This window comes from Herbihabitans rhizosphaerae, assembly GCF_004216555.1.
Classification (GTDB): domain Bacteria; phylum Actinomycetota; class Actinomycetes; order Mycobacteriales; family Pseudonocardiaceae; genus Herbihabitans; species Herbihabitans rhizosphaerae.
In genome coordinates, this window is the sequence record NZ_SGWQ01000003.1 from 355,123 (window position 1) to 378,308 (window position 23,186).

Annotated in this window: 24 protein-coding genes; 12 read left to right on the top strand and 12 right to left on the bottom strand. The window is 69.3% G+C overall.

All coding sequences use genetic code 11. From position 1 onward, the window contains the following. Positions 1 to 19: 19 nt before the first annotated feature. The gene (locus tag EV193_RS11300) at positions 20 to 1,033 is read left to right on the top strand and encodes an erythromycin esterase family protein (RefSeq protein ID WP_130343994.1); all 1,014 of its coding nucleotides are present in this window, start codon (positions 20 to 22) and stop codon (positions 1,031 to 1,033) included. 84 nt (positions 1,034 to 1,117) lie between these two features. Here the strand turns inward: EV193_RS11300 and EV193_RS34435 are convergent, their stop codons facing one another. From EV193_RS34435 to moaA, 3 genes are all read right to left on the bottom strand, one after another. Further along, on the bottom strand, positions 1,118 to 1,747 hold the full coding sequence (locus EV193_RS34435) for a LysM peptidoglycan-binding domain-containing protein (protein WP_130343995.1): 630 nt from the start codon (positions 1,745 to 1,747) through the stop codon (positions 1,118 to 1,120). 428 nt (positions 1,748 to 2,175) lie between these two features. After that, positions 2,176 to 2,427, bottom strand: a complete 252-nt coding sequence (locus tag EV193_RS11310) for a MoaD/ThiS family protein (RefSeq protein ID WP_130343996.1) — start codon at positions 2,425 to 2,427, stop codon at positions 2,176 to 2,178. Between the two features lie 2 nt (positions 2,428 to 2,429). Continuing rightward, positions 2,430 to 3,485 (bottom strand): GTP 3',8-cyclase MoaA, encoded by a 1,056-nt coding sequence (gene moaA / locus EV193_RS11315; protein WP_423202159.1) that lies wholly within the window; start codon positions 3,483 to 3,485, stop codon positions 2,430 to 2,432. A 55-nt stretch (positions 3,486 to 3,540) separates the two neighbouring features. Here moaA and EV193_RS11320 point away from each other — a divergent pair, with 55 nt between their 5' ends. Genes EV193_RS11320 through EV193_RS11330 form a run of 3 tightly spaced genes read left to right on the top strand, consistent with a single transcriptional unit; the run spans position 3,541 to position 4,995 of the window. Continuing rightward, positions 3,541 to 3,876 carry an ArsR/SmtB family transcription factor gene (locus EV193_RS11320; RefSeq protein WP_130343998.1) on the top strand — a complete coding sequence of 112 codons (336 nt, stop codon included), beginning with the start codon at positions 3,541 to 3,543 and terminating at the stop codon, positions 3,874 to 3,876. A gap of 1 nt (position 3,877) precedes the next feature. Beyond that, positions 3,878 to 4,378 (top strand): SRPBCC family protein, encoded by a 501-nt coding sequence (locus tag EV193_RS11325; RefSeq protein ID WP_130343999.1) that lies wholly within the window; start codon positions 3,878 to 3,880, stop codon positions 4,376 to 4,378. After that, positions 4,375 to 4,995, top strand: coding sequence for a class I SAM-dependent methyltransferase (locus EV193_RS11330; RefSeq protein ID WP_130344000.1), 621 nt, complete (start codon positions 4,375 to 4,377; stop codon positions 4,993 to 4,995). Before EV193_RS11325 ends, EV193_RS11330 begins: the two co-directional genes overlap by 4 nt. Positions 4,996 to 5,060: 65 nt before the next feature. On the opposite strand, the gene EV193_RS11335 is transcribed toward EV193_RS11330, so the two are convergent. Together EV193_RS11335 and EV193_RS11340 are read right to left on the bottom strand one after the other, a co-directional pair. Then, on the bottom strand, positions 5,061 to 5,684 hold the full coding sequence (locus EV193_RS11335; protein ID WP_130344001.1) for a hypothetical protein: 624 nt from the start codon (positions 5,682 to 5,684) through the stop codon (positions 5,061 to 5,063). A 178-nt stretch (positions 5,685 to 5,862) separates the two neighbouring features. Continuing rightward, complete coding sequence (locus EV193_RS11340; RefSeq protein WP_130344002.1) at positions 5,863 to 6,819, bottom strand: hypothetical protein; 957 nt, start codon at positions 6,817 to 6,819, stop codon at positions 5,863 to 5,865. 117 nt (positions 6,820 to 6,936) lie between these two features. Between EV193_RS11340 and EV193_RS11345 the strand changes: the two genes are divergently transcribed. The 6 genes from EV193_RS11345 to cutA all read left to right on the top strand — a co-directional run bounded on the left by EV193_RS11345 (position 6,937) and on the right by cutA (position 11,221). Beyond that, positions 6,937 to 7,329: a TOBE domain-containing protein gene (locus EV193_RS11345; RefSeq protein ID WP_130344003.1), complete on the top strand. Its 393-nt coding sequence runs from the start codon at positions 6,937 to 6,939 to the stop codon at positions 7,327 to 7,329. Beyond that, positions 7,326 to 8,066 (top strand): molybdate ABC transporter substrate-binding protein, encoded by a 741-nt coding sequence (gene modA, locus EV193_RS11350; protein ID WP_130344004.1) that lies wholly within the window; start codon positions 7,326 to 7,328, stop codon positions 8,064 to 8,066. The genes EV193_RS11345 and modA overlap by 4 nt, the downstream gene beginning before the upstream one ends. Continuing rightward, complete coding sequence (locus EV193_RS11355) at positions 8,063 to 8,863, top strand: ABC transporter permease (protein ID WP_130344005.1); 801 nt, start codon at positions 8,063 to 8,065, stop codon at positions 8,861 to 8,863. Before modA ends, EV193_RS11355 begins: the two co-directional genes overlap by 4 nt. A gap of 32 nt (positions 8,864 to 8,895) precedes the next feature. Continuing rightward, positions 8,896 to 9,954: a sulfate/molybdate ABC transporter ATP-binding protein gene (locus EV193_RS11360; RefSeq protein ID WP_130344368.1), complete on the top strand. Its 1,059-nt coding sequence runs from the start codon at positions 8,896 to 8,898 to the stop codon at positions 9,952 to 9,954. Between the two features lie 119 nt (positions 9,955 to 10,073). Continuing rightward, entirely contained in the window at positions 10,074 to 10,898 is an 825-nt protein-coding gene (locus EV193_RS11365; RefSeq protein ID WP_242613297.1) for a metallophosphoesterase family protein, read from the top strand. Continuing rightward, entirely contained in the window at positions 10,895 to 11,221 is a 327-nt protein-coding gene (gene cutA, locus EV193_RS11370; RefSeq protein WP_242613298.1) for a divalent-cation tolerance protein CutA, read from the top strand. The genes EV193_RS11365 and cutA overlap by 4 nt, the downstream gene beginning before the upstream one ends. Before the next feature lie 50 nt (positions 11,222 to 11,271). Here cutA and EV193_RS11375 read toward each other — a convergent pair whose 3' ends face one another. Both EV193_RS11375 and EV193_RS11380 read right to left on the bottom strand, forming a co-directional pair. Beyond that, a complete protein-coding gene (locus EV193_RS11375) occupies positions 11,272 to 11,811 on the bottom strand; it encodes a GNAT family N-acetyltransferase (protein ID WP_130344007.1) in 540 nt (179 codons plus the stop codon). After that, on the bottom strand, positions 11,808 to 13,109 hold the full coding sequence (locus EV193_RS11380; protein ID WP_207222590.1) for an NsdA family TPR-like regulatory protein: 1,302 nt from the start codon (positions 13,107 to 13,109) through the stop codon (positions 11,808 to 11,810). Before EV193_RS11380 ends, EV193_RS11375 begins: the two co-directional genes overlap by 4 nt. Before the next feature lie 182 nt (positions 13,110 to 13,291). On the opposite strand from EV193_RS11380, the gene EV193_RS11385 reads away from it, so the two are divergent. Further along, a complete protein-coding gene (locus tag EV193_RS11385; RefSeq protein ID WP_130344008.1) occupies positions 13,292 to 13,585 on the top strand; it encodes a hypothetical protein in 294 nt (97 codons plus the stop codon). Between the two features lie 219 nt (positions 13,586 to 13,804). Here the strand turns inward: EV193_RS11385 and EV193_RS11390 are convergent, their stop codons facing one another. From EV193_RS11390 to EV193_RS11410, 5 genes are all read right to left on the bottom strand, one after another. Next, entirely contained in the window at positions 13,805 to 16,873 is a 3,069-nt protein-coding gene (locus EV193_RS11390) for an arabinosyltransferase domain-containing protein (RefSeq protein ID WP_130344009.1), read from the bottom strand. A 72-nt stretch (positions 16,874 to 16,945) separates the two neighbouring features. Continuing rightward, positions 16,946 to 17,515 (bottom strand): GTP-binding protein, encoded by a 570-nt coding sequence (locus tag EV193_RS11395; protein ID WP_130344010.1) that lies wholly within the window; start codon positions 17,513 to 17,515, stop codon positions 16,946 to 16,948. Positions 17,516 to 17,534: 19 nt separating this feature from the next. After that, positions 17,535 to 17,954, bottom strand: a complete 420-nt coding sequence (locus EV193_RS11400) for a DUF742 domain-containing protein (RefSeq protein ID WP_242613299.1) — start codon at positions 17,952 to 17,954, stop codon at positions 17,535 to 17,537. Positions 17,955 to 18,191: 237 nt separating this feature from the next. Then, entirely contained in the window at positions 18,192 to 18,617 is a 426-nt protein-coding gene (locus EV193_RS11405) for a roadblock/LC7 domain-containing protein (RefSeq protein ID WP_130344011.1), read from the bottom strand. Further along, entirely contained in the window at positions 18,614 to 21,655 is a 3,042-nt protein-coding gene (locus EV193_RS11410) for a sensor histidine kinase (RefSeq protein WP_242613300.1), read from the bottom strand. Before EV193_RS11410 ends, EV193_RS11405 begins: the two co-directional genes overlap by 4 nt. 565 nt (positions 21,656 to 22,220) lie before the next feature. Between EV193_RS11410 and EV193_RS11415 the strand changes: the two genes are divergently transcribed. Further along, positions 22,221 to 23,180, top strand: a complete 960-nt coding sequence (locus tag EV193_RS11415; protein ID WP_130344012.1) for an ABC transporter substrate-binding protein — start codon at positions 22,221 to 22,223, stop codon at positions 23,178 to 23,180. Positions 23,181 to 23,186 lie beyond the last annotated feature (6 nt).

Sequence of the window (23,186 nt, forward strand, 5' to 3'; positions counted from 1 at the left end):
AACGATACGATTCATACACATGACTCAGGACATTCGAGACCTCGTCACCCCGTCATGTGAGGTGTTGGCCTTCGGTGAGGCGAACCACCTGGAGCCGGCTTTCGCGTTCCTGCGCAACGACATCTTCGTTCAGCTGATCGAGTGCGGCTTTCGGTCGATCGCCCTGGAGACCGATCGCGTGGCCGCGCTCACCGTGAACGACTTCGTCCAGGAAGGCGCGGGCACCCTCGACGCCGCGATGAGCGAAGGCTTCTCGCACGGCTTCGGCGACCAGGACGCCAACCGGCGGCTGGTCGCCTGGATGCGTGACCACAACGAGCGCCGGCCGCCGGCGGACCGGCTGTCCTTCCACGGCTTCGACGCCGCCACGGAGACGATGAGCGCCCCCAGCCCGCGGCGCTACCTCGAACACGCCCGCGCCTACCTGGGACTCGACCTCGACCTCGCGGGCCTCACCGGCGACGACGAACGGTGGAGCCGGACGGAGGCGGTCATGGACCCAGCCGTGTCGGTCGGCGCGACGGCGGCGGCCGATCGGCTGCGATCGATCGCCGACGACATGCTCACCTCGCTCTACGCACGCGCGCCGGAGCTGATCGCGGCAACGTCGCGCGCCGAGTGGTTCAGGGCCAGAACGCATCTCACCGCCGGTCTCGGCCTGCTGCGCTATCACAGGCAGGCGGCGCAGGACCTCGAGCAGAGTGCGCGGTGGACCCGCATGTGTGCCACCCGGGACGCGCTCATGGCCCAGAACCTGCTCGAGATCCGAAGCATGGAGGAGCGCAGGGGCCCGACGCTGGTCTTCGCGCACAACGTCCACCTGCAGCGAAACCCGAGCCACCTGCGCATGGGCGGAATGGACATCGACTGGTTGTCCGCCGGCGCCATCGTGGCATCACTGGTGGGCGAGCGGTACACCTTCGTCGCCGGCAGCGGCGACACCACACCGCTCGACCAAGCGACGCTCGACGACGCGGACGCGGTCCTGCACGTCAGCGGCAGTCCCGAGAACCTCCAAAGCAGCCGCACCTAAGGCGGAGAGGCGAACAGCGCCTCGCCCCGGGGGATGGGGCGAGGCGCTGTCTGTCTCAGCCTGCTACCTGAGCGGGCGAAGTCGTCACTTGGTGGCGAGCTTCTGACCCACGAGAATCAGGTGCGGGTTGGAGACCGAGCTCTTGTTCAGCTCGGCCAGCTTCTGCCAGCCGCCGGCAACGTTGAGCTGCTCGGCGATCTTCGACAGCGTGTCGCCGCCCTGCACCGTGTAGTCACCGGTGCTGGCCGGGGCCGGAGCCGGGGTCGCGACCTTCTTCGGCGCGGCCTTCGGGGCGGCCTTCGGGGCGGCCTTCACGACCTGCTTCGGGGCCTTGACCGTCTTGGCCTTGTAGGTGCCCTTCGAGCCGGACTTCTTGCCGCACACCGGCCACGCGCCGATGCCCTGCGTCTTCAGCACGTTCTCGGCAACGCGGATCTGCTCCTCGCGGGAAGCGTTGGCCGCACTGCCCTTGCCACCGTTGGCGGCCCAGGTGCTCTGCTTGAACTGCAGACCACCGTGGTAGCCGTTACCGGTGCTGATGCCCCAGTTACCGCCGCTCTCGCACTGCGCGATCGCGTCCCAGTTCACGCTGTCCGCCGAAGCCGGGGTGGCGGCGATGGCCAGCGGGGCACCCACGGCGACGCCAGCGACGACGACGCGCGCAACGGTGCGAGTGGCAGCGGACGACTTGCGGTGCTTGCCTCGGTAAGCCATTTGAGTCTCTCCTCCCGCGCCTGCGAGCTTTCGCTGTGGGTCGGTCCGCATGGGACCGGCCGACTCGCGTCGGCTGACTGCTCGGATCCGCTAGGCGTATCCGTGCGGTTCCCCCGCCCTTGTCCGGAAGTTTTCTTTCACTCGGGGTTGGTTCCGGATGCCCGCCGGACAAGGCTTGGCGCAACGGACACCCGGTCATGCGTGGTTGGTCGGGGCCAACCGAGAAGCGACGGTACGTAACGAACGTCGTGATCGGAAATTATCCGGTATGTGACCGTCGTCACGGTAACGCGGCGCAACCTCCTGCGATCAAGGGTGTTTTCCCAGTTCAAGCCGTCGTTACCGGGCCGTGTCCAACCCGAGATAAAACACTCTCAGTGAGTCCTGGCTCACGTCGTTTACGCCGTGTTGAGCCGTTCGGGGAGCCCTCATCCACCCGCGAACGGCGGCAGCACATCCAGCTCCACACCACCGGACAGCCGCGCGCCACGGTCCCGGACGGCGACTCCGTCCACCAGAAAACTGGACGCCGTCAGCACCCGGGCGAGCGCCTCGCCGTGCCGCCGGGAGACCTCCGCGAGCGCGTCGCCCACCGACGCGCCGGCCGGCAGCCGCAGGCTCTCCTCGCTCACGCCGGCGGCCGCCCGCGCGCCCGCGAAGTAACGCACCTGGATGTCCACGCTCAGCCGCCGATCGCGCTCATCGGGCGGATCGGCTGCGCGAACCCCTGCTCGTTGATCTGGTGCCCGGCGAGCTTCGCCCACATCGTGTCCTGCCACAGTCCGGCGATCTCCTCGTCGTCGGCGCCGGCCCGCATCGGCCCGCGCAGGTCGGTCTCCCGCTGGCTGAACAGGCACGAGCGCAGCGCGCCGTCGGCGGTCAGCCGGGTGCGGTCGCACGCCTCGCAGAACGGCCGGGTGACCGACGCGATCACGCCGACGTCGGCCGGCCCGCCGTCGACGAGCCACCGCTCGGCCGGCGCGGCACCCCGGTGCTCCGGGCTCGGCGTGAGGGTGAACTCGGTCCGCAGCGCGGCGAGGATCTCCTCCGCGGTGATCATCTCCGCGCGGCTCCAGCCGTGCTGCGGGTCCAGCGGCATCTGCTCGATGAACCTGAGGTGGTACCCGTGCTCGAGGCAGTAGCGCAACAGTGGCACGGCCTCGTCCTCGTTCACCCCGCGCAGCAGCACCGAGTTGACCTTGACCGGATCGAGCCCGGCGGCGTGCGCGGCGGCCATACCGGCGAGCACGTCGTCCAGCCGTCCGCGCCGGGCGATCTCCTGGAAACGCTTGTGCGACAACGTATCCAGCGAGATGTTGATCCGGTCGAGCCCGGCGGCGGCCAGGTCACCGGCGCGCCGGGCGAGCCCGATCGCGTTGGTGGTCATGGAGATCCTGGGCCGGGGTGACAGCTCGGCGGTGCGCGCGATGACCTCGGTGAGCCCCTTGCGCAGCAGCGGCTCGCCACCGGTGAACCTGATGTTGGTGACACCCAGGTCGCACACCGCGATGCCGATCAGCCGCACCAGCTCGTCGTTGGTCAGCAGCTCGGCGTCCGGCGTCCAGTCCAGCCCTTCGGCCGGCATGCAGTAAGTACAGCGAAGGTTGCACCGGTCGGTCAGCGACACCCGTAGATCGGTGGCCACCCGCCCGAACCGGTCCACCAGCGCGGACGTGTCCGGCCGCGGCGTGCCACCCGCCGGCGGCACGGCGGGGAAACCCAAGTCAACCGCTGTCACCTGTCTCAGCGTAGCCCTGCTTGACACATACCCATATGGGAATATGATTGCCCGCATGGCACGAGCAGCGACCACGACCGACGCGTTCAACGCCGTGGCCGAACCCCGGCGGCGGCAGATCATCGACGTCCTGGCCGGCGGCGAGTGCCCGGTGAACGACCTGGTGGACGCGCTCGGACTGGCACAGCCACAGGTGTCCAAGCACCTGCGAGTGCTCAGAGAGGTGGGTGCGGTCGACGTGCGCAACGACGGGCGACAGCGGCTGTACCGGCTCAACGGCCACGCGCTCAAACCGATCCACGACTGGGTCAAGCAGTACGAGCGCACCTGGTCGGAGCGGTTCGAGGCACTGGACGACGTACTGGAAGAACTGACCGAGGAGGAGAACTGAGATGCCCGAGACGACGAGCGGCAACCCGGTGACGATCACGACGCCGACCGACGAGCAGATCCTGATCACCAGGGAGTTCGACGCGCCCAAGCACCTGGTGTACAAGGCATGGACCACCCCGGAGTTGGTCAGACGGTGGTGGGCCGGGCGGCGCGGCACGGTGGACAGCGTCGAGATCGACCTGCGGGTCGGCGGCCGCTGGCGGTACGTGCTGACCGCCAACGGCGGCTTCCAGGTGGCCTTCCACGGCGAGTACCGCGAGATCGTGCCGAACGAGCGGATCGTCACCACCGAGGTGTACGAGTCGCCGGAGGCCGCCGGGCACGAGGCGCCGCTGAACATCATCACCTTCGAGGAAACCGACGGGCGCACGACACTGCGCCTGCTGACCCAGACGAGCACCAAGGAGCTGCGCGACCTGATCCTGCGATCCGGCATGGAGGTCGGCGTGCGCGAGCAGATGGAGATCCTGGACGAGCTGACGCGGTCACTGGCGGCGTGAGCACCGACTGGCACGAGTGGCACCTGGCCTACGACGACCCGGAGTCCGCGCTCAGCAGGCGGCTTCGGGCCGTCCAGGCGCGCGTGCGGGAAGGGCTGGCCCTCTCGGCCGGCGCGCGCGTGGTGAGCATCTGCGCCGGGCAGGGCCGCGATCTGATCGAGGTGCTCGCCGAGCGGCCCGGCGCGGCGGGACAGGTGCGCCTGGTCGAACTGGACGAGCGCAACGCGGCGGCGGCCGGTGCGGCCGCCCGGGCGGCCCGGGTGGAGCTGGAGGTGCTGCGGGCCGACGCCGGACTGTCGGACAGTTATATAGGTGCGACTCCGGCGGACCTGGTGGTCGCGGCCGGCGTGTTCGGCAACACCACCGACTCGGCCGTCGAACGGACCGTCCGGCTGCTGCCGACGTTGTGCGCGCCGGGCGCCACCGTGATCTGGACCCGCCACCGCCGCGAGCCGGACCTCACCCCGCGGATCCGCGAGTGGTTCACCGAGGCCGGATTCGCCGAGCACGCGTTCGACGCGCCTTCCGGCGATCACTTCTCGGTCGGTGTACACCGGCTGATCGTCGCGCCGTCCGCGCTCATTCCGGGAACGCGGTTGTTCGAGTTCAGTCGCTGAACCCGCCGAAAGAAGGGGCGCCCCGGAATTGTCCGTGGCGCCCGCAACAGTTTCGTTTTCAACCTTTACTTGACGTCACCTTGTGACCGGTAGTTGCACATCGTCGGGGCCATGACGTGTGCGGCACTACTCCAACCGGCGCACTGGTAACTCGAGTGGCCGTACCAGTCGTGACCGAACTCGTGCGCGGCGAGCAGCGCGTCGTCGCTGACGCCGCCCATGTACAGCGCGATGCGCTGACCCTGACCCCAGTTGCAGCCGACGATCCGGCCGCCACCGCCGCAGTCACTGATGTAGCTGTTGCGGCATTCGACCGGGGTGCCGCCACCTTCGGTGAGACCCTGCCACGCGGCCGCGCCCTGGCGGATCGCCGAGGCGTGCTGCTGGCAGGACGAGGTCAGGTAGTAGCTGCGCCGGCTGGGAACCGGCCAGCCCGCAGCGCCGGCCGGTGGTGCGGCCGCACTGGCGGCCGGTGCGGCGTCGATGTCCTCGGCTCTGGTGCCATGACCGACAGCGGCGTCCGTCGAGTGTTCACGGGTGTCCAACAGCGGGATGCCGGGCCGGGGGTACTCGACCGGCGACGCGGCGGGAGTCTCGGTGCTGACCGACGGGGACGCCGGTCCGGCGAACACGCCGATCACGGCGGCTGCCGCGGCCAGACAGGAGATGATGGATAGTTTCCTCGCCATGCGATTAGCCTTTCCGAGCAGGGATTCGACGTGTGGGGGCCGTCACGTCGACAGACTGAAAGTAATCTCGCATGCGCATGCAGCCATACCAACTTTAGTAGGTAATCAGGTAAAGCCCGAAAAGAAAGGGGTCGATAAATTAAGTTGAGCGATAAGAGAATTGCGTCAACTCTGTTAACTAATCTGTGAACCCCGGCGGCCAGTGCCACCGCATTCCGACGATCCCGGCCGGCAGGTCCCATTCGGCGAGGAGCGCCGTGTCGGAGCCGCCGATCCACAGCTCACGCCGGTTCTCCTCGGGAGCGGCCACCCCGGTTCGGTCGTAGCGGTAGCACTGCGCGGGGACCTGCGACGGGTCGAACCGCACCTGCAACGCGTATTCCCTGATCGGCTCGTGGAACCTGTGCTCGTAGTACTCCATCGCGGTGCCCGACGAGAACCGCCATTCGTACTCCAGCAATGCCGGCTCACCCTGGCCGAGCATCCGGTCCAGGATCAGTTCCGCCACGATCACCCCGACCGACCGGTCGATCCGCACCCGGCCGAGCCGGCAGAACCGCACGTCGGCCACCACCGGCGGGTGCGCGGGCTGATCGTCGGCCACATACATCACCGTGCACCGCGAGACCCGTTCGACGTTGGCCCGCACGAGCTGGCGCATGCGGATCGAGGTCGTGCGCCGGTCCGCGCCGACGGTGACCGTGATGTGTGTGCTCATCCTGGTCAGCACGTTGATCGACGCCTCGACACCGGCCAGCAGGTCGGTGCGCGGCAGGTCGAACAGGCTCTGCGTGTCGATGGCGCCCGGCGCGTGGCCGAGCCAGCGCCCCCTCGGCCGGCGCGGCCCGAGCAGTTGCACCAGCGAGTCCGGCGGCAGCTCGAACAACTCCTCCAGCAGGTGCACCGCGCGCAGCGAGCCGGCCCGCTCCGGCCGGCTGCGACCACGCCGCCAGTAGCTCAGCGTCGGGACGCTCACCTTGGCACCCCGCTCGGTGAGCCAGGCCTGGATCTGGTCGAGCGTGAGACCGCTGGCCTCGATGGCCAGGTGCAGCGCGGCGGGGAACGGCCCGGTTCGCAGCGTCTGGCTCAGGTCGCGGCGGACTCTGTCGTCAGGCGCCACCGGTTGGATCGCCATCACGGCCTCCGCTGATCGTCGGCTGACCATGCACCCAGTCGGGTTAACAACGCTGAACAGTATTAGTGTTCGGCTATATGTTCAAAGTTCCGCACCTGCGGAGCTATCGTTGCGTTCGTGCCGCACTATCGGTTGTCAGAAGTAGCCCGACTGTTCGGAGTCAGTGACGACACCGTCCGCAGGTGGGTCGACTCCGGCCAGCTCTCGGCCGGACGGGACTCCGGCGGGCGTGCCGTGGTCGACGGCGCCGAGCTGGCCGCGTTCGCGAAGGCGGGCGCCACCGAGGTGCCGGACCCGTCCGGCGTCGGCCGTTCGGCGCGCAACCGGTTCGTCGGCCTGGTCACCGACGTGGTGTCGGACAAGGTCATGTCGCAGGTGGAGCTGCAGTGCGGAACGCAGCGGGTGGTGTCGCTGATGAGTACCGAGGCGGTGCGGGAACTCGGCCTCGAACCGGGTGTGCTGGCCGTCGCCGTGGTCAAGGCGACCCAGGTCGTCGTGGAGACACCGTGAAGCGCCTCATGGCGGCGGCCACGCTCCTGCTCGCGGTGGCCGGCTGCGGCACCAGCGGCGGCGAGCAGGCGCGCACGGTCACCGTGCTGGCCGCCGCGTCGCTGACCGAACCGTTCGGCGCGATCGAGCGGGCCTTCGAGGCGGCCAACCCCGGCGTCGACGTCAAGATCAGCTACCAGGGCTCCTCGGCACTCGCGCAGCAGATCGTCAACGGCGCGCCGGCCGACGTGTTCGCCTCGGCCGACACGGAGAACATGGACAAGGTCACCGGAGCCGGCCTCGCCGACGGCACGCCGACGGTGTTCGCCACCAACCGGCTCATGATCGTTGTGCGGCCGGGCAACCCGAAGCGGATCACCGGGCTCGCCGATCTCGCGCGCGCCGACGTCACCCTTGTGCTGTGCGCGCCGAAGGTGCCGTGCGGGGCGGCCGCCCGGCGCGCGGCCGGCACGACTCCGCTGCGCCCGGCCAGCGAAGAGCAGGACGTCAAGGCTGTACTGAACAAGGTGCGCGCCGGCGAGGCGGACGCGGGCCTGGTGTACGTCACCGACGTGCGGTCGGCCGGCGCCGCCGTGCGGGGCGTGGACTTCCCGGAGTCGGCCGGCGCGATCAACCGGTACCCGATCGCCGCGATCAGCCGCGCCCCGCGGGCCGGTCTCGGGCGCGCGTTCCTCGCGATGGTCACCTCGCCGGCCGGGCGCGCCGAGCTGGACCGGTTCGGCTTCGGCGCACCATGACCCGCCGTGCGTCGACCGGCGTGCCGGGCCTGCTCTGGCTGCCGGCCGTACTCGGACTCGCGCTCGTGGTGCTGCCGGTGGTCGGACTGATCGCCCGCACCGACCTGGCCGACTTCCCCGCGCTGATCACCAGCCCGTCGGCGGTCAGCGCGCTGTGGCTGTCGCTGCGCACCGCGATCGCGTCGACCGTGCTGTGCCTGTTGCTCGGCGGGCCGCTCGCGGTGGTGCTGGCCCGAGGACGATTCCGCGGCGTGCGGCTGGCCCGCGCGATCGTGCTGCTGCCACTGGTACTGCCGCCGGTGGTCGGCGGGCTCGCGTTGCTGTACCTGTTGGGGCGCAACGGTTTCGCCGGCCGGTATCTGGACACGGCGTTCGGCTGGCGGATCCCGTACAGCACGGCGGCGGTGGTGATCGCGCAGACGTTCGTGGCGATGCCGTTCCTCGTGGTGGCACTGGAGGGCGCGCTGCGCTCGGCCGGTGAGCGGTACGAGGCGATGGCCGCGACGCTCGGCGCCTCGCCGTGGACCGTGTTCCGCCGGGTGACCGTGCCGCTGGCGCTGCCGGCACTCGGGTCGGGCCTGGTGCTGTGCTTCGCGCGGGCGCTCGGCGAGTTCGGCGCCACGATCACGTTCGCGGGCAGCCTCGAGGGCGTGACCCGCACGCTGCCGCTGGAGGTGTACACGCTCGGCGAGTCCGATGTGGACGGTGCGGTGGCACTGTCACTGCTGCTGGTGATCGTGGCGGTCGTGGTGATCGCGGTCGCCCGGCCGCACGCGGTGGAACGGAGCCGGTGGTGACAGTGTCCACTGTGGACGGTCTGCGGGCCGAGATGGCGGTCGGACGGGGCGGGTTCCGGCTGGACGTGACACTGGCCGCGGCGCCGGGCGAGGTGCTCGCCGTGCTCGGCCCGAACGGCTCCGGCAAGTCCACCCTGCTCGACACGCTCGCCGGCCTGCTGCGCGCGGACACCGGGACGGTCGAGCTGGCGGGGCGCACGCTCGCCGGCGACAGGCTGCACGTGCCGCCGCACCAGCGCCGGGTCGGCCTGGTCACCCAGGACACGCTGCTGTTCCCGCACCTGACCGTGCTCGCCAACGTCGCGTTCGGGCCGCGCGCGCACGGGAAACCCCGTCGTGCGGCGGAAAACACGGCCCGGCGCTGGCTGTCCGAAGTGGACGCGAGCGAGCTGGCCGGCCGGCGCCCGTCCACGTTGTCCGGCGGGCAGGCGCAGCGGGTGGCGCTGGCTCGGGCGCTGGCCACCGAGCCGGATCTGCTGCTGCTCGACGAGCCGTTCGCCGCGCTGGACGTGGACGCGGCACCCGCGCTGCGCGGCCTGGTGCGCCGGGTGCTCGGTGTCGCGGGCGGCCGGCGCGCCACCGTGCTCGTCACGCACGATCCGCTGGACGCGCTGGTACTCGCCGACCGGGTGGTGGTGCTGGACGGCGGCCGGATCGTCGAGCAGGGGTCGACCGGCGAGGTGCTGTCCCGGCCGCGCACCGCGTTCACCGCGCGGGTGGCCGGCCTGAACCTGATCACCGGCACCGCGTCCGGCGACGGTCTGGTGACCGCGGACGGCACGCACGTGGCCGGCATGCGCGGCGAGCCGCTCGCCGATGGCGCGCCGGCGGTCGCGGTGTTCCTGCCGTCCGCCGTGGCCGTCCACATGGAACGGACGCTTGCCAGTCCGCGCAACGTGTTCCCCGCGACGGTGGCCGGGTTGGAGCCGCACGGGGACGTGATCAGGGTGCGCGCGCGGGGCGGGCCGCCGTGGGTGGCCGGGCTCGCCGCCGACCTCAGCCCGGCGGCGATCGCCGAGCTGGCGCTGGAGCCGGGGACGGCGATCCACCTGGTGATCAAGGCCACGGAGGTCACCGTCTACGGCGCCTGAACGATGGTGCGCAAAATCATGGCAACCGAGTGAGGGTTACCTTCGTCAACGTTGGTGCGCCCGATGGTCAGCCGTGTTCACCGGGGCCTACAGTGAGCTGGAGGGAGGGATCTTCGATAGTGGAGCGAGCACCGTCGACGTACGTGGTCGGCGACATCCACGGACACCGCGACGAACTGGTCGCGGCGCTCGTCGATGCCGGCTTGCTGGACGCCGACGAGAAGTGGAGCGGCGGCGACGCGCACATGTGGTTCCTCGGCGACTTCGTGGACCGGGGGCCGGACGGCGTCGGCGTGATCGACCTCGTGATGCGACTGGCCGAGGAGGCCGCCGAGGCCGACGGATCGGTCGACACCCTGCTCGGCAACCACGAGGTGCTGCTGCTCGGCATGCACCGGTTCGGTGACACCGAGGTGCCGTCGGACTTCGGCCCGCGCAGCTTCGCCCGCAGCTGGGAGATCAACGGCGGGCAGGAGAGCGACCAGGACGCGCTGACCCCCGAGCACATCGACTGGCTGCTGTCCCGCCCGCTGCTCGCGGTCGTCGAAGATCACCTGCTGATGCACTCGGACACGCTCGAGTACCTCGAATGGGGCACCACCATCGAGGAGATCAACTCCTCGGTGCGCGAGGTGCTGCACTCCGACGATCTCGAGCAGTGGTGGGAGGTGTGGCGCCGGATGACCACGCGCTACGCCTTCCGTGGGCCGCGCGGCGAGGAGGTCGCCGACGATCTGATGCGCACACTCGGCGGCGAGATGGTGGTGCACGGGCACAGCGTGATCGCCGATCAGCTCGGGTTGATGCCGGCACAGATCGACGGACCGTTGCGGTACGCGGGCGGCAAGGCGCTCGGGGTGGACGGCGGCGTGTTCGTCGGCGGACCATGCCTGGTGGTGAAGCTGCCCTACGAGGCCGAGGAGGCCCAGGAGGAGGCACCGTGATCGAGTCCTGCGTCCAGGTGATCACCACGATCGACAGCGAGCAGGCGGCACGTGATCTCGTTGCCGGGCTCGTCCAGGCGCGGCTCGCCGCGTGCGTGCAGATCGTCGGACCGGTGACCAGCGTCTACCGCTGGGACGGCGCGATCCAGACCGACACCGAGTGGCAGTGCGTGATCAAGACCAGCACGCTGCGGCTGGACGAGCTGACCGAGTACGTCAAGGCGCATCACCCGTACGACGTGCCCGAGGTGATCGCCACCCCGATCACCGGCGGCAGCCCTCAATACCTCGCCTGGATCGGCTCGGAAACCCGCGACGCCTGACGTCCCGGAATTAGCCCGCTGAATCCGGCCGGAAGAGGGCTTTGCGAGCGCTATTTCCATTCCTGTTCGAGGACTGAATACAACACCGAGTCGCGCCATTCCCCATTGGTGTGCACGTGCTCCCGCAACAGCCCCTCTTCGGTGAATCCGAGCCGTTTCAGGGTAGCGATGGAAGCCGCGTTGTCAGGTCCGGCAGCGCCCGTGATTCTGTGCAGGCCCAGCTCACGGAATCCGAAGGTGATCAGGGTTCGTGCCGCGTCGGTGCCGTAACCGTGGCCCCAATGGTCGGCCGCGATCATGTAGCCGATCTTCGCGTTGCGATGGATGCCGATGGCCAGGCGGATGACGCCGATCAAGGTGTCGTCATCGAGAGTCGTGACGGCGAGGTAGTACTCGGTGCGTGGTTCGGCCTTGGCTCGCTCAATCGCGGCGGCGAGGCGTTTCCTCTGCTCATCGCGAATGAGGGTGTCGAATGCCATCCATACCGTCACCCGTTCGTCGCCGACGATCGCCATCGAAGCGTCGAGATCCGATTCGCGAAACTCGCGGAGCCGAACCACCGCGCCGCGCAGCTCCAGTGGATAGCTCATGACGGAACCGCCAGACGCTGCGCGGAAAAGTCCTCCAACTCGGCCCGGAAGTCGTCAACCGCCGAGTCATCGATGCTGGCGAGCGCCGTCCGTACATTCTGTACCGAGTGCACAATTCCGCTGATTCGCATCGGAGGTGGCAGTTCGAGTACGTCGGTCATGGCCTCGCGGCCACCCTCGATATCGCGGTTCGCGACGCGGGCGAGAGCCAAATCGCACCTTGTTCCAGCTTCGTCGCCGAATGCCCGGTCATCGGGGTCGGCGTTGTTGTAGGCGTCGATGGCCTCAAGGGCGTATCGCTCCGTGTCCGCCGCCTGTTCAGAACCGCCCCACGCGAGCGAGTCGGCTATGTAATAGAGCTGCCGTGGGCGCGAGAACGTGCAAAGCCCACCAAGAGCGTCGAGATCATCCAGTTCCACGCGGTCACGGGCGTCGTTCGCTTTGGCGATGGCCTCATGCACCTTGTCCCAATGGTTGAGCGCGGCATGTGTGCGGGCCTCACTGCAGGCCAGCCACACGGCAACGGTTCCCTGACTGTGTTCGGCGTGCTCGAATCCTTGCTCCGCGAAGTGCGCCGACTTGGCGTAGTCGCCCGCCCAGTACGTGATCAGAGCTTGGAGTCCACGGGTCCAGGCGATCAGGCCGCTGTGCCCAGCTCGTTCGGCACTGATATACGCCGCGCGTGCCTGGGTGAGAGCATGATCGGGCGACCCGACATCGTGGGATGCTTTCGCGAGGAGACCGGATGCGACCCCCGCCAGAAGGTAGAGATCGCGGGCGTGGTCCGGTCGCTGTCGCCCTTCGCTGATGAGGTTGATCAGCTCCTCCTGCGTGGACGCCAGCTTGGGCAGAAGCGTTTCCAGCGGCCGCTGCTGGTAACTGCGGACGAGACCCCGCACGTCGCTCTCAAGCTGGTCAATGGTCTCCGGTCCCACGTTTGTTGCCTCCGCTTGGAATAGAAAGTCGCGCGCTCGGTCGGCGCAGATGGCGAGGACCCTGCTGGCCCAGGTATCCCGCGTACCGCCGCCGGCAGGCCGAGGCGGTGTGGGCAGAACGGCCGTGCCGTTTGGTGGACCGAGTAGACGCTCCACGGGTTCGTTGAACAAGCGTTCCAACGCCGCGCACGCGTCCGGGTGTGGGCGGGTGCGCACCCTGCCGCTGACCCAGCGCTCGGCCTGGCGTCGCTCGACGGTCCAGCCTGTTTCTCTGCTGAGTCGATCGCGGAATTCCCGCAGGGTCCAGCGTCGAACGCGGAGTATCTGGGCAAGCCGTGTCGGCGGAAGATCGTCGAGCTCCACGCTCTCAAGGTACGACCACGTCGCGACACAGTGCGACACCCCGAGCACAGAAGACCACAGATGACCGCAGAAGGCCGTCGGGCGACGTTTCGATGACGGCGAGCACCTGCCGATTCTCAGGGTCATAACACGGGCACAACCCGTTACGTCGGACTCGCTCACCCAAGGAAGGTGCGCTCGGCATGGCCGAGATCAGTCACGAAGAAGTGATCCGCCGGTTTCCGGAACTGGCCCCGCTCGCTGATCAGCAGTGGACGTGGGAGGAACGTCCGCTGCGACACGTGGCGAGGCTGGAGGTCTGGGGCACTCGCCGTGAAACGTGGGAACGGCCAGCGGCCCAACTGTTCATCTACGGATCGAGCGACGCGTCGCTGTACTGGATTGAGAACGGGAACAAGCACACTGTGCCGAACGGTCCCGTCTCGGAGTTCGTGCCGTGGCTGGCTGGCGAGATCCCAGGGAGGCCGACCCGGTGAGCGAGCGTTTCGGACGAATAGCGCTGGAAGATCTCGTCTGGCGCATTCTCGTCCGCATACCCGGTACTCGGACACGACGTGAGTCGCTACGTGAGGTAGATCGTCGGCTGGCCGCGGCTGCCGAGGTCCTTCAGTACAGAGGCCCGTGACCAGCGGGTTATCCAAATCTGGACGTGTTCGCTATCCAAATCTGGACGGTTTGGCTAGCCAGATTCCGCTCTACTTGTCGCCTCCGGCGGCGGCTTCGCGTTCGCGTTGCTTGCGGATGTCGTCCGGCTTGATCCCGGGGTTGCGGGAGATGTCGGGGTAGGTGTTGTCCGCGAGCGAGGGCCCCCGGTACAGGCCACCACGGTCCACCGTGTCCACGCGCAGGTCGAACTTGTTCACGTGGTACGGGTAGCGGAGCACGAAAACCTGCCCCCACGGCAGCCGCTGCGGCCCTTCGGGATCCAGGATCGAGGTGACCTTGCTGCGCACCCACGTCCGCGATGTCTGCAACCACGCGCCGCCCCAGTCGACGTGCGTCGGGTTGTTCAGGATGCGCGGATCGATGATCTCGTCGGCGGCCAGGAACACACCCGGCGTGTCGGTCAGCCCGTCGCGGATCAGCGCCGGGTTCACACACGGCCACAGCGCGCCGGAGATCTGGTCGGCGAACACCGTCCCCTGCTTGGCCAGGTCGTTCACCGGACGGTACTCGGTCAGCCTCGGCTCCTCGGCGGCGATCCAGGTTCCCCTGCCGGTCACCACATCGGCCACGGACACCCGCACGAAAGCCGGCCGCTGCGCGGGAATCTCCGCCTGCACCTGCTGCCACACGTCGATCGGCAGCCGGTCGTCCGGCCTCAGCTTCACGGTGTCCACAATGGACGGATTGCGTGGATCGCCGGCGCCGAACTGCATCTCCAGGCGCTGACCGTTGAGCTGACCGGCCAGTGGCACCGTCACGTGCGTGCCACCGGTGGCCGGCAGCGGATACCACGCGGTGGTCAGCGTGCCGGTGCCGGTCGACGAACCGTCCGGCAGATCGTCGTGCCAGGTCTGCTTGGTGTCCTCCCACGAGCCGGCGCGCATCGGCGAGCGGCCGGACGCGGTGAAGTCGCCGGCACGGGTCGGCTGCCCGATCGGCGCACCGAGCGAATTCCCCGACGGCACAAGGACTTTCACGCCGCTGGCGAGCCCGCAGCCGTTGCCGAACAGCGTCTCCACGCCCGACTTCGCGACCGTCCACCCGGGACTCTGGCGCATCGGCGCGTAGGCGAACAGGCCGAACAGCAGCACAACCGAGCCGGCCACGGCGGCCAGCAGCACCGCGCGCTCACCGTCCACTCGGGACAGTTTGCCCCGGTTGCGGCGCCAGCGTGTCCACAGCCACGCGGCCAGCACGATCGCCAGCCACGGCAGCGGACTGCGCAGGTACAGCGGACCGAAGTGCGGCTCCAGGTCGTTGACCGTCGAGTCCACGTCCAGGTGGTTGCCGAACCGCTGGCCGGCGTCGGTGAACGGGTGCCACCGGTTCTGGCCGGCGTAGGACAACGCCACCGCGCCCACGGTCAGCAGCAGCGCCGCGGCCCGCGCGACCAGCCCCACCTTGCGCGGCAGCGGCGAGCGCACCAGCGCGGCGGCCAGCAACAGCGTGGCCACCGGCTGCATGACCTGGAAGTGGTTGACCCACTTGGTCGGGCTCAGCGCGATCAGCACGAACGCGATCGCGGTGGTGATCGCGGCGGCCAGGGTGAGCCGGCGCAGCGGATCGTTGCCCATGTTGGCGCGGCCGCTGCCGATCGCCACCACGAGCACCACGGCGACGGTCAGCAGCACGGGCAGCCGCCGTCCCCAGCCCGAGGTGTCCAGCAGCGTGTTGAAGTGGACGATCTCCTCGAACCACGGGTGCGCGATGTAGTACCACTGGTGCGCGGTGGTCGCGTCCAGCACGTCGCCGAGGCTGGCGTCGGTGAACCCGATCGGCACCATGATCGACATCGCCGCGCCGGCCAGCAGGATCGCGGCCACCCGGCCGGACCAGGTCTGCGCGCGCAGCCAGCGGATCAGCCACGGCAGCGCCATCACCAGCGGCGCGGCGGCGGCGATGCCGGACGGCGACACGGCGATCGCGAGCGTGGCGAACACGGTGGCCAGAGCGAGTGCCGCGATCGACTCACGCGCCCGCGCGATCTCGGCGAACAACAGCACGGCCGCGCCGCAGGCCACGATCACCGGCTCGGGCCGCAGCGTCACGCCGTAGGGCAGGAACCACAGCAGGTGCGCGGCCAGCAGCGCCCACGGCACGAACCGCAGCCGCGCCGCCCGGCCGAGCATGCTGGCCAGCGCGACCCGCAGCAGCACCCAGGTGATCAGTCCACACAGGACCGGAACGAGCCTGATCCACCACAGCGACCAGCCGCCCAGCTCGCCCCACCACTGCATCAGGTACTGCGAGAGGACGAACGGGTTCTCCGTGATGTTGAACATGTAGACGGCGTTGCCCATGAACCCGGACTCGGACGCGTTCTGCGCCATCCGCAGGTACCACGAGTCGTCCATCTGCATCGGGCCGAGGAACACCCACGCCCCGGACACGAGCAGCACCACACCGTCCGGAATGGACAGTCGAGGCCTGCTGATCGCGAACTTGGCCTTGTCGCCCCAGCGCCGCCAGGCGAGCACCAGCGTGACGATCAGGCACAGCGCGTGCAGCACCAGCAGCACGATCTTGAGCACGCTCGGGCTGGACTGGTAGCGCGCGTCGGTGTGCAGCTCCACCCGCAGGCCGCGCGCCTCGGGCAGCTTGTCGGCCTGGCTGGTCAGCTCGGCGACCTGCGGCGGCCACATGCCCTTGCGCTCGGCGATCATGGTCTGGTCGCGCAGCACGCGCACGCCGTTGCCGTCGGCCAGCACCCGGTAGGCGCACGATCCGGCCGGGACGGCCTCGGTGATCAGCGTCGACCCCGACGCGGTGATCGTGATCTTGCCCTGCTTGGACTGCACCAGCATGCCCTGGTCGCCCACCACGGAGGTGCTCAGCGCGTTGCCGCCGAGGCGCTCGGCGGCACGCACTGTCTCGCACGGCACGGTGGCGTCGAACTGGAGCGGCCGGTACGGCGACAGCGGCACCACGGTGGACACGGGCTGCTCGCCGGCCTTCGGCCAGGTGACCACCGGGTCGTCGACCTTCACCGGCGACAGCACGGCGAGCGCGCCCAACAGAATGGTCAGGCCGGCGAAGACGATCACCAGCAGGTTGCCGCCACGCGATCTCGCGGGAGTGTCGGACGCGCTCTCACTCATGGATGTGATGGCTCGCTCGCAAATGTGATCGGCGACCACCTGGGCCGCCGATGTGGTTGTGGGTTCTCTGTGTTAACCCGCGCGAGCCGACATGCGTTGCCTCATCGCGTGCTCCACCAAGGTGATCAAGCACTCCTTGGTGGACGCGCGATCGCGGGCGTCCACGGTGACCACCGGAACGGTCTGTTCGATGGTCAACGCGTCGCGCACGTCGTCCACCCGGTGATGGAGCACCCTATCGAAGCAGTTTATGGCGACGATGTAGGGCAGCTGCCGGTCCTCGAAGAAGTCGATCGAGGCGAACGCGTCGGCGAGCCGGCGGGTGTCCACGAGCACCACCGCACCGATCGCACCGCGCACCAGGTCGTCCCACATGAACCAGAACCGGTGCTGCCCCGGCGTGCCGAACAGGTAGAGGATCAGGTCGGAGTCCAGCGACACCCGGCCGAAGTCCATGGCCACCGTGGTGGTGGTCTTGTTCGGCGTGGCGCTCAGGTCGTCGTGCTCGACACTGGCCTCGGTCATCACGGCCTCGGTGGTCAGCGGCACGATCTCCGACACCGAACCCACGAGCGTCGTCTTGCCGACGCCGAAGCCGCCGGCGACCACGATCTTCGCCGAGGTCGTCGGCTGCGGCGCCATTCCGCGCGTTCCTGCCGCGCTAGAGCCTGCGGAGCCCACTGAGCACCCTTTCCATGAATTCGATCGACGGCCGGTCGCCGACGACCATGCCGCTCTGGTGGATCAGGACCAGGCCCATGCCGGCCATGTCACCGATCAACACCCGCGCGACCCCGAGTGGAAGCCTGAGGTGCGCAGCGACTTCAGCCACCGAGCGGGTGTCGAGGCACAGCCCACAGATCGAGCGGTGCTCCGGCGACACGGCGGCGTCTGGTGAACGACCTTGCTCGCTGGTGGAGACCAGCGCCTCGATCGCCAGGTCGTAGTCGGAACGCGTCCGACCACCGGTCTTCGTGTAGGGGCGAACTCGCAGGCCCGTCTCCTCGGCCTCGTTCACCGGCTCCGGCTCCGGCACGCCGAGCTGGTGCACCGGCTCGGGGTGCGCCATCGAGTCGGTCACCGCGGGAAACTGGTTACTGTCCCAGTCGGACTGACGCGGGACCCCCGAGTCCCCGTACAGGCCAGCGCTCGGCCCCCCGAACAGTCGGGCCCTGAATCCGTCCAGATCGAATCTGTTCGGCGGATCTCCAAGGCCGTGCTCGGGCAGGTCCTCCCAACCTCGCTCCGGCATCTCTCCAGCCTCCGCTTCGGCCAATCTGCCAGCTTGCGCTGCCCTGTCGTCCAACACGTCGGTGCCCTACCGTCGCTGCGCTCCCTGCAATTGCGCGCGCAGCTCCGGAGTCATCTGCTGGCCAACCCGCTCGACCAGCAAGGTCATCTCGTATGCGATCAGCCCGATGTCGCAGTTCGGCGCGGCCAGTACCGACAGGCACGAGCCGTCCGAGATCGACATCAGGAAGAGGTAGCCGCGGTCCATCTCGACCACGGTCTGGTTCACTCCGCCCGCCTCGAAGCAGCGTGCGGCGCCCTGGGTCAGGCTGACCAGACCGGAGGCCACGGCCGAGAGCTGCTCGGCGCGGTCGCGGGGCAGGCCGTGGGAACCGGCGAGCAGTAATCCGTCGGCGGAAACCACCACGGCGTGGGCGACACCAGGCACCCGTCGGACGAAATCGGTGATGAGCCACCCGAAACTGCCGGGCTGATTGGCTGACGCGGTCGTCACTCCTGCTCCTCGTCTTGACGGCCCTCGGCTGAGCCGGATTGGTCACCAGGGTAGGACTCAACAAGTGCGTGCCGGCCACGCCGGACCCCTTGTTGGAAGCTGGACATCCGTCCGCGCACCGCGTCGGCGGTACGTGGCGGCAGCTGTGGACGCTCCTCGGTCTGCTGGGCGGTCTCCTGCCTCGGCGCCGCCGAACCGGGCACCAGGTGAGCTTTGGGCACGCGTTTCGGCAGGCCGGCCGTGGTCTTCTCGACCTCGGGGTCCGGCGTCAGCAACGCCTGGGCGGCCTGCCATCCGTCATCGCCGGGCGACTGCCACGCCGCCGCGGCCTCGGCCGCGCGCCGCTCCTCGGCGGCCGCGTCCGACTCCGCCGGCGGCTCGGGCTCGTCCCGCCCGGTCGGTGTGAGATCCGACATCGCCGGGGACAGTGCCTCCTTCGGGTCGGAGGTGTGCTCGAACCACTGGGACAACACCGCTTCGTAGATGGGCAGCCGCTCGGTCGGCGCATCCACGTTCAGGTCTACCTCCTGCTGCGCTGCCGACCTGTGCTCCAACTCGCTGCCATTGGTCGCGGCGGAGTCGTGCTGCGGCGCCTGGACGGGCTCGTGGCCCGCCGGCGCCTCTTCCGCGCCGCCGGTGCGCGGGCCGAACGCGTCGCTGAGGTGCTGGCCCGGCTGCCGCTCGGGAAGCGGCTCGCCGAACAGCGAGGCGGGCCCGTCGGCCGTCGCGTCGTTGGTGGCCTTCTCCTCGCCCCAGCCACCGGCGACACCGTTGGCGCCGTGGCCGACCACCTGCGTGGGCTCCGCGTCGGCCGGCGGGTAGCCGACCACCTCGGGTGGCGGGTAGTCCGGCCACCGGTTGGCCGCGTCGTCGACCGGGGTGCCGTCCGCGCCCAGCTTGGGCATGTTGCCGGTGAACGCGCCGGCGATGCCGCTGGCCCGTGACGGCGGTCCGCCGCTGGTGGGCGGCCCTGGCGGGAATGTCGTGGTGGGCGCGCCGGTCGCCTGCACCAGCACGGCGGGGACGGTGATCCTGGCGACCAGGCCGCCCTCGATGTCCTCGTTGTCGCGCAGCCGCACCTTGATGTCGTGCCGCTTGGCCAGCCGCGCGACCACGTACAGGCCCATCCGCCTGGTCACCGACACGTCCAGGTCCGGCGGGTCGGCGAGGCGCGCGTTGGCCCCGGCGATGTCCTCGTCGGACATGCCCACACCGCGGTCGGTGATCTGGATGGCGAGTTCCCTGGACTTGGTGGCCGCCATCCGGACGGTGACCTTCTTGTCCGGGTCGGAGAACGAGGTCGCGTTGTCCAGCAGCTCCGCGATCAGGTGCACCAGGTCGTTGACCGCGCGGCCCATGACCGCCACGTCCGGCGCGCTGACCACATCGACGCGGGCGTACTGCTCGACCTCGGACACCGCGGCGCCGACCACGTCGGCGGCCGGCACCGGCTTGGTCAACTGGCGGGACAGGCCGGAGCCGGAGAGCACCAGCAGCGACTCGGAGTTGCGGCGCATCCGGGTGGCCAGGTGGTCCAGCTCGAACAGGCTGGCCAGCTGGTCGGGGTCCTGCTCGTCCTGCTCCATGCGGTCGATCAGGTTGAGCTGGCGCTCGACCAGCGCCTGGCTGCGCCGGGACAGGTTGACGAAGATCGAGTTCACGTTCTCGCGCAGCAGCGCCTGCTCGGCGGCCATGCGCACGGCCTGTTCGTGCACCACGTCGAAGGACCGCGCGACCTCGCCGGTCTCCTCGCGGGTGAACACCGGCACCGGCTCGATCGCGTTCTTGGACGCCTCCATCGGGTCCGGGTCGTCCAGGATCCGGCGCACCGTCTCGGGCAGGCGGCGGTTGGCCACGTCCAGCGCGTTGCGGCGCAGGGTGCGCAGCGGGCGCAGCAGCGAGCGGGTCACGATGATCATCAGGATCAGCGCGACGATCAGCACGCCGGCCACGATGCCGGCGTTGCGCCACGCCGAGAGGGTGGCGTCGCTGGCCAGGCCGTCGGCGGCTCGGCGCAGCGAGTCCAGCAGGCCGGTCTCCACCTTGCGCAGCCGCTCGACGGTCGCGGTGCCGTCGGTCTTGACCGCCTCGGGGGCCAGCGCCAGCGGGGAGCCCGGCGTGTTGGGCGCGGCGGCCTCGGCGCGCGCGAACGCGGTGGCCTTCAGGCGCGCGCGGTTGTCCACCTCGACACCGCTCACGGTGTCGGCGTAGAGCCGCTGCTGCTCCGGGGAGGCACTCGCGGCGAACGCGAGGCGGGTGGCCTCCGCACTCGCCTCGGCCGCACGGGTCTGGGTGAGCAGGTCGCCGGGGAACACGCCGCGCGTCGCCGCGATCATCAGCATCGCGTTCTCGCGGGAGAAGAACTCCTTCTGCTCGCTGAGCGCCTGCACGAGCGTGCCCTGGCGGAGCAGTTCCCGGTCGGTGACCGCGGTGTTCACCTCGCGGCCGAGCTGCACCAGCGCGTCGAGGATCTGGGAGTAGGTCGCGTACACCGACACGTCGGGGTAGGACGAGCCTTCCGCGGTGGCGCGGATCGCGGGCAGCGCGGACAGGCGCTGCAGACCGCGGTTGTACCGCTGCTTGGAGTCCTCGTCGGCGTCCAGGTTGGCCGCGGCGCCGCGCGCCTCGTCGACGGCCTTGTCCACGCGTGCGGTCTGGTGGTCGATCTCCGTGCGCGGCGCGGCCTTGTTGCCGGCCACCCAGCCGGACATGAGCGAGCGCTCGGTCTGCAGTTCGTGCACGACGTTGGTCAACTTGCGGGCCAGGTCGACCTGCGCGACCGTTTGCCGGAACCGCTCAGCGCGGTCGAGGTCGGCCTTGACCTGGAGGCCGCCCAGGACGAGAACGGCGACCGTCGGCACCACGAGAACCGCGATCAGCTTGGTGCGCAGCCGCCAGTTGCGCATACGCCAGCGCGAGCCGGCGCGAGCCGACATACCCCGGTCGTCGACGACACGCGCGGTGCCGACCTTCTCGGTCGGTATCGCGCCCCGCTCGCCTACCGAGCTACCTTCGACCCCAGCGTTGTGGTCGGGCACTCCAAGCACTCTCCCTGGTTCGAGTCAGCTGCCCGTCGCGCGGAGTCCGGCTCGGCGGGCGGAACACCACGACGGTGATTCGCCCGACCTGCCGACACTGTGAGCGGTGTTGACGTCGATGCCGGTTGGGCCGTCGCACGCGACCGAGACCCATCTCCCGGACATCGGACACCTCTCTCACCACATCGGCGGCTCGCCTACCCCACCCACATTCCACTGTGGCCACAGAAGGTAGCGAACGATGAGCCGAGCTGTCACCCTACCGGGGAGGGTTTTCCGGCTGGATGACCGGCAGCCACACGCGTCGTATGCGTAATTGTGAGGCACGCACAGTCCGTCGCGTCGAGGGGGATCTCCGGGGGTTGTGGCAACTGCCACACCGAAACTGCTCCGTCAGCCGCATTGTCACGCCCGCGCCGTGCTCATAGAGTTCGCCGGAATCGGGGACAGCCAGGCTGACGTGCGCCCCAGCGCGCGCCGCCGCACTCGCAAGGAGAGGCAATTGCACCCAACGGACCCGGCGCGCTCGCGCCGGCCGGTTCGCCGAACCAGACCAGCGATCGTCGTGATCGCGCTCACACTGGTCGCTGCCCTCACCAGCTGCGGTCTCCTCGGTGACGACACCGACGACGGCAATTCGTCGTCCGGTCAGGTGGAGAAGACCAAGATCAAGGCGGCGATGCTGCCCGTGGTCGACGTCGCACCGTTCTACTACGCGATCGAGAAGGGGTACTTCAAGGCCGAGGGGCTCGAGGTCGAGCCGGTCGAGGCCAAGAGCGGCAAGGAGGCCATCGACAGCCTGATCAACGGCTCGGTCGACGTCGCGTTCGCCTCCTACCCCGCGCCGATGCTGGCGCAGAGCAAGAACGCCGCGAAGTTCACCATCGTGGCCGACGGGCTCACCGCGAAGACCGGCCACATCGTGGTCGTCGCCCCGCCGAATTCCCCGATGAAGAAGCCGCAGGACGCGCCAGGCCGCAAGATCGCCATCACCGCGAAGAACACGTTCAGTGATCTCGCGCCGAAGTCGGTGTTCAAGACGCTGGGCGTGGACTACGGCAAGATCCAGTGGGTGGAGATGGGCTTCCCGGAGATGATCCCGGCCATGGAGCGCGGCGACGTGGACGGGGCCGTCCTGGTCGAGCCGTGGGTCACCCTCGCGCAGAAGAGGATCGGCGCGGTGCCCGTGGTCGACGGCGCGACCGGCGCGACCGCCGAGATGCCGATGTCCGGCTACGTGGCGCTGGCCGGCGAGGGCAAGCTCGGCTCGACCAGCCCCAAGACCATCGCGGCGTTCAACCGCGCCATGGTCAAGGCGCAGACCGAGGCCACCGACCGCACCAAGATGGAGCCGATGTTCGTCAAGTACGCCAAGGTCGACCAGCAGACCGCGCCGCTGGTGACGCTGTCGATCTACCCGACCTCGCTGCAGGCGGCGCGGATCCAGCGGGTGGCGAACCTGATGTCCGAGTTCGGGGTCATCACCGGCACTCTCGACGTCAACCAGATGCTGCCCAAGACGTGATCTGAT

What these genes read in the sequence shown, in the direction of transcription:
- EV193_RS11395 (WP_130344010.1), bottom strand. Translation starts at nt 17,515, where the DNA reads ATGGCGCCGCAGCCGACGACCTCGGCGAAGATCGTGGTCGCCGGCGGC.
- EV193_RS11300 (WP_130343994.1), top strand. Translation starts at nt 20, where the DNA reads ATGACTCAGGACATTCGAGACCTCGTCACCCCGTCATGTGAGGTGTTG.
- EV193_RS11335 (WP_130344001.1), bottom strand. Translation starts at nt 5,684, where the DNA reads ATGGCGAGGAAACTATCCATCATCTCCTGTCTGGCCGCGGCAGCCGCC.
- EV193_RS11340 (WP_130344002.1), bottom strand. Translation starts at nt 6,819, where the DNA reads ATGGCGATCCAACCGGTGGCGCCTGACGACAGAGTCCGCCGCGACCTG.
- EV193_RS34435 (WP_130343995.1), bottom strand. Translation starts at nt 1,747, where the DNA reads ATGGCTTACCGAGGCAAGCACCGCAAGTCGTCCGCTGCCACTCGCACC.
- EV193_RS11355 (WP_130344005.1), top strand. Translation starts at nt 8,063, where the DNA reads ATGACCCGCCGTGCGTCGACCGGCGTGCCGGGCCTGCTCTGGCTGCCG.
- EV193_RS11360 (WP_130344368.1), top strand. Translation starts at nt 8,896, where the DNA reads ATGGCGGTCGGACGGGGCGGGTTCCGGCTGGACGTGACACTGGCCGCG.
- EV193_RS11325 (WP_130343999.1), top strand. Translation starts at nt 3,878, where the DNA reads ATGCCCGAGACGACGAGCGGCAACCCGGTGACGATCACGACGCCGACC.
- EV193_RS11320 (WP_130343998.1), top strand. Translation starts at nt 3,541, where the DNA reads ATGGCACGAGCAGCGACCACGACCGACGCGTTCAACGCCGTGGCCGAA.
- EV193_RS11390 (WP_130344009.1), bottom strand. Translation starts at nt 16,873, where the DNA reads ATGAGTGAGAGCGCGTCCGACACTCCCGCGAGATCGCGTGGCGGCAAC.
- EV193_RS11375 (WP_130344007.1), bottom strand. Translation starts at nt 11,811, where the DNA reads ATGAGCTATCCACTGGAGCTGCGCGGCGCGGTGGTTCGGCTCCGCGAG.
- EV193_RS11385 (WP_130344008.1), top strand. Translation starts at nt 13,292, where the DNA reads ATGGCCGAGATCAGTCACGAAGAAGTGATCCGCCGGTTTCCGGAACTG.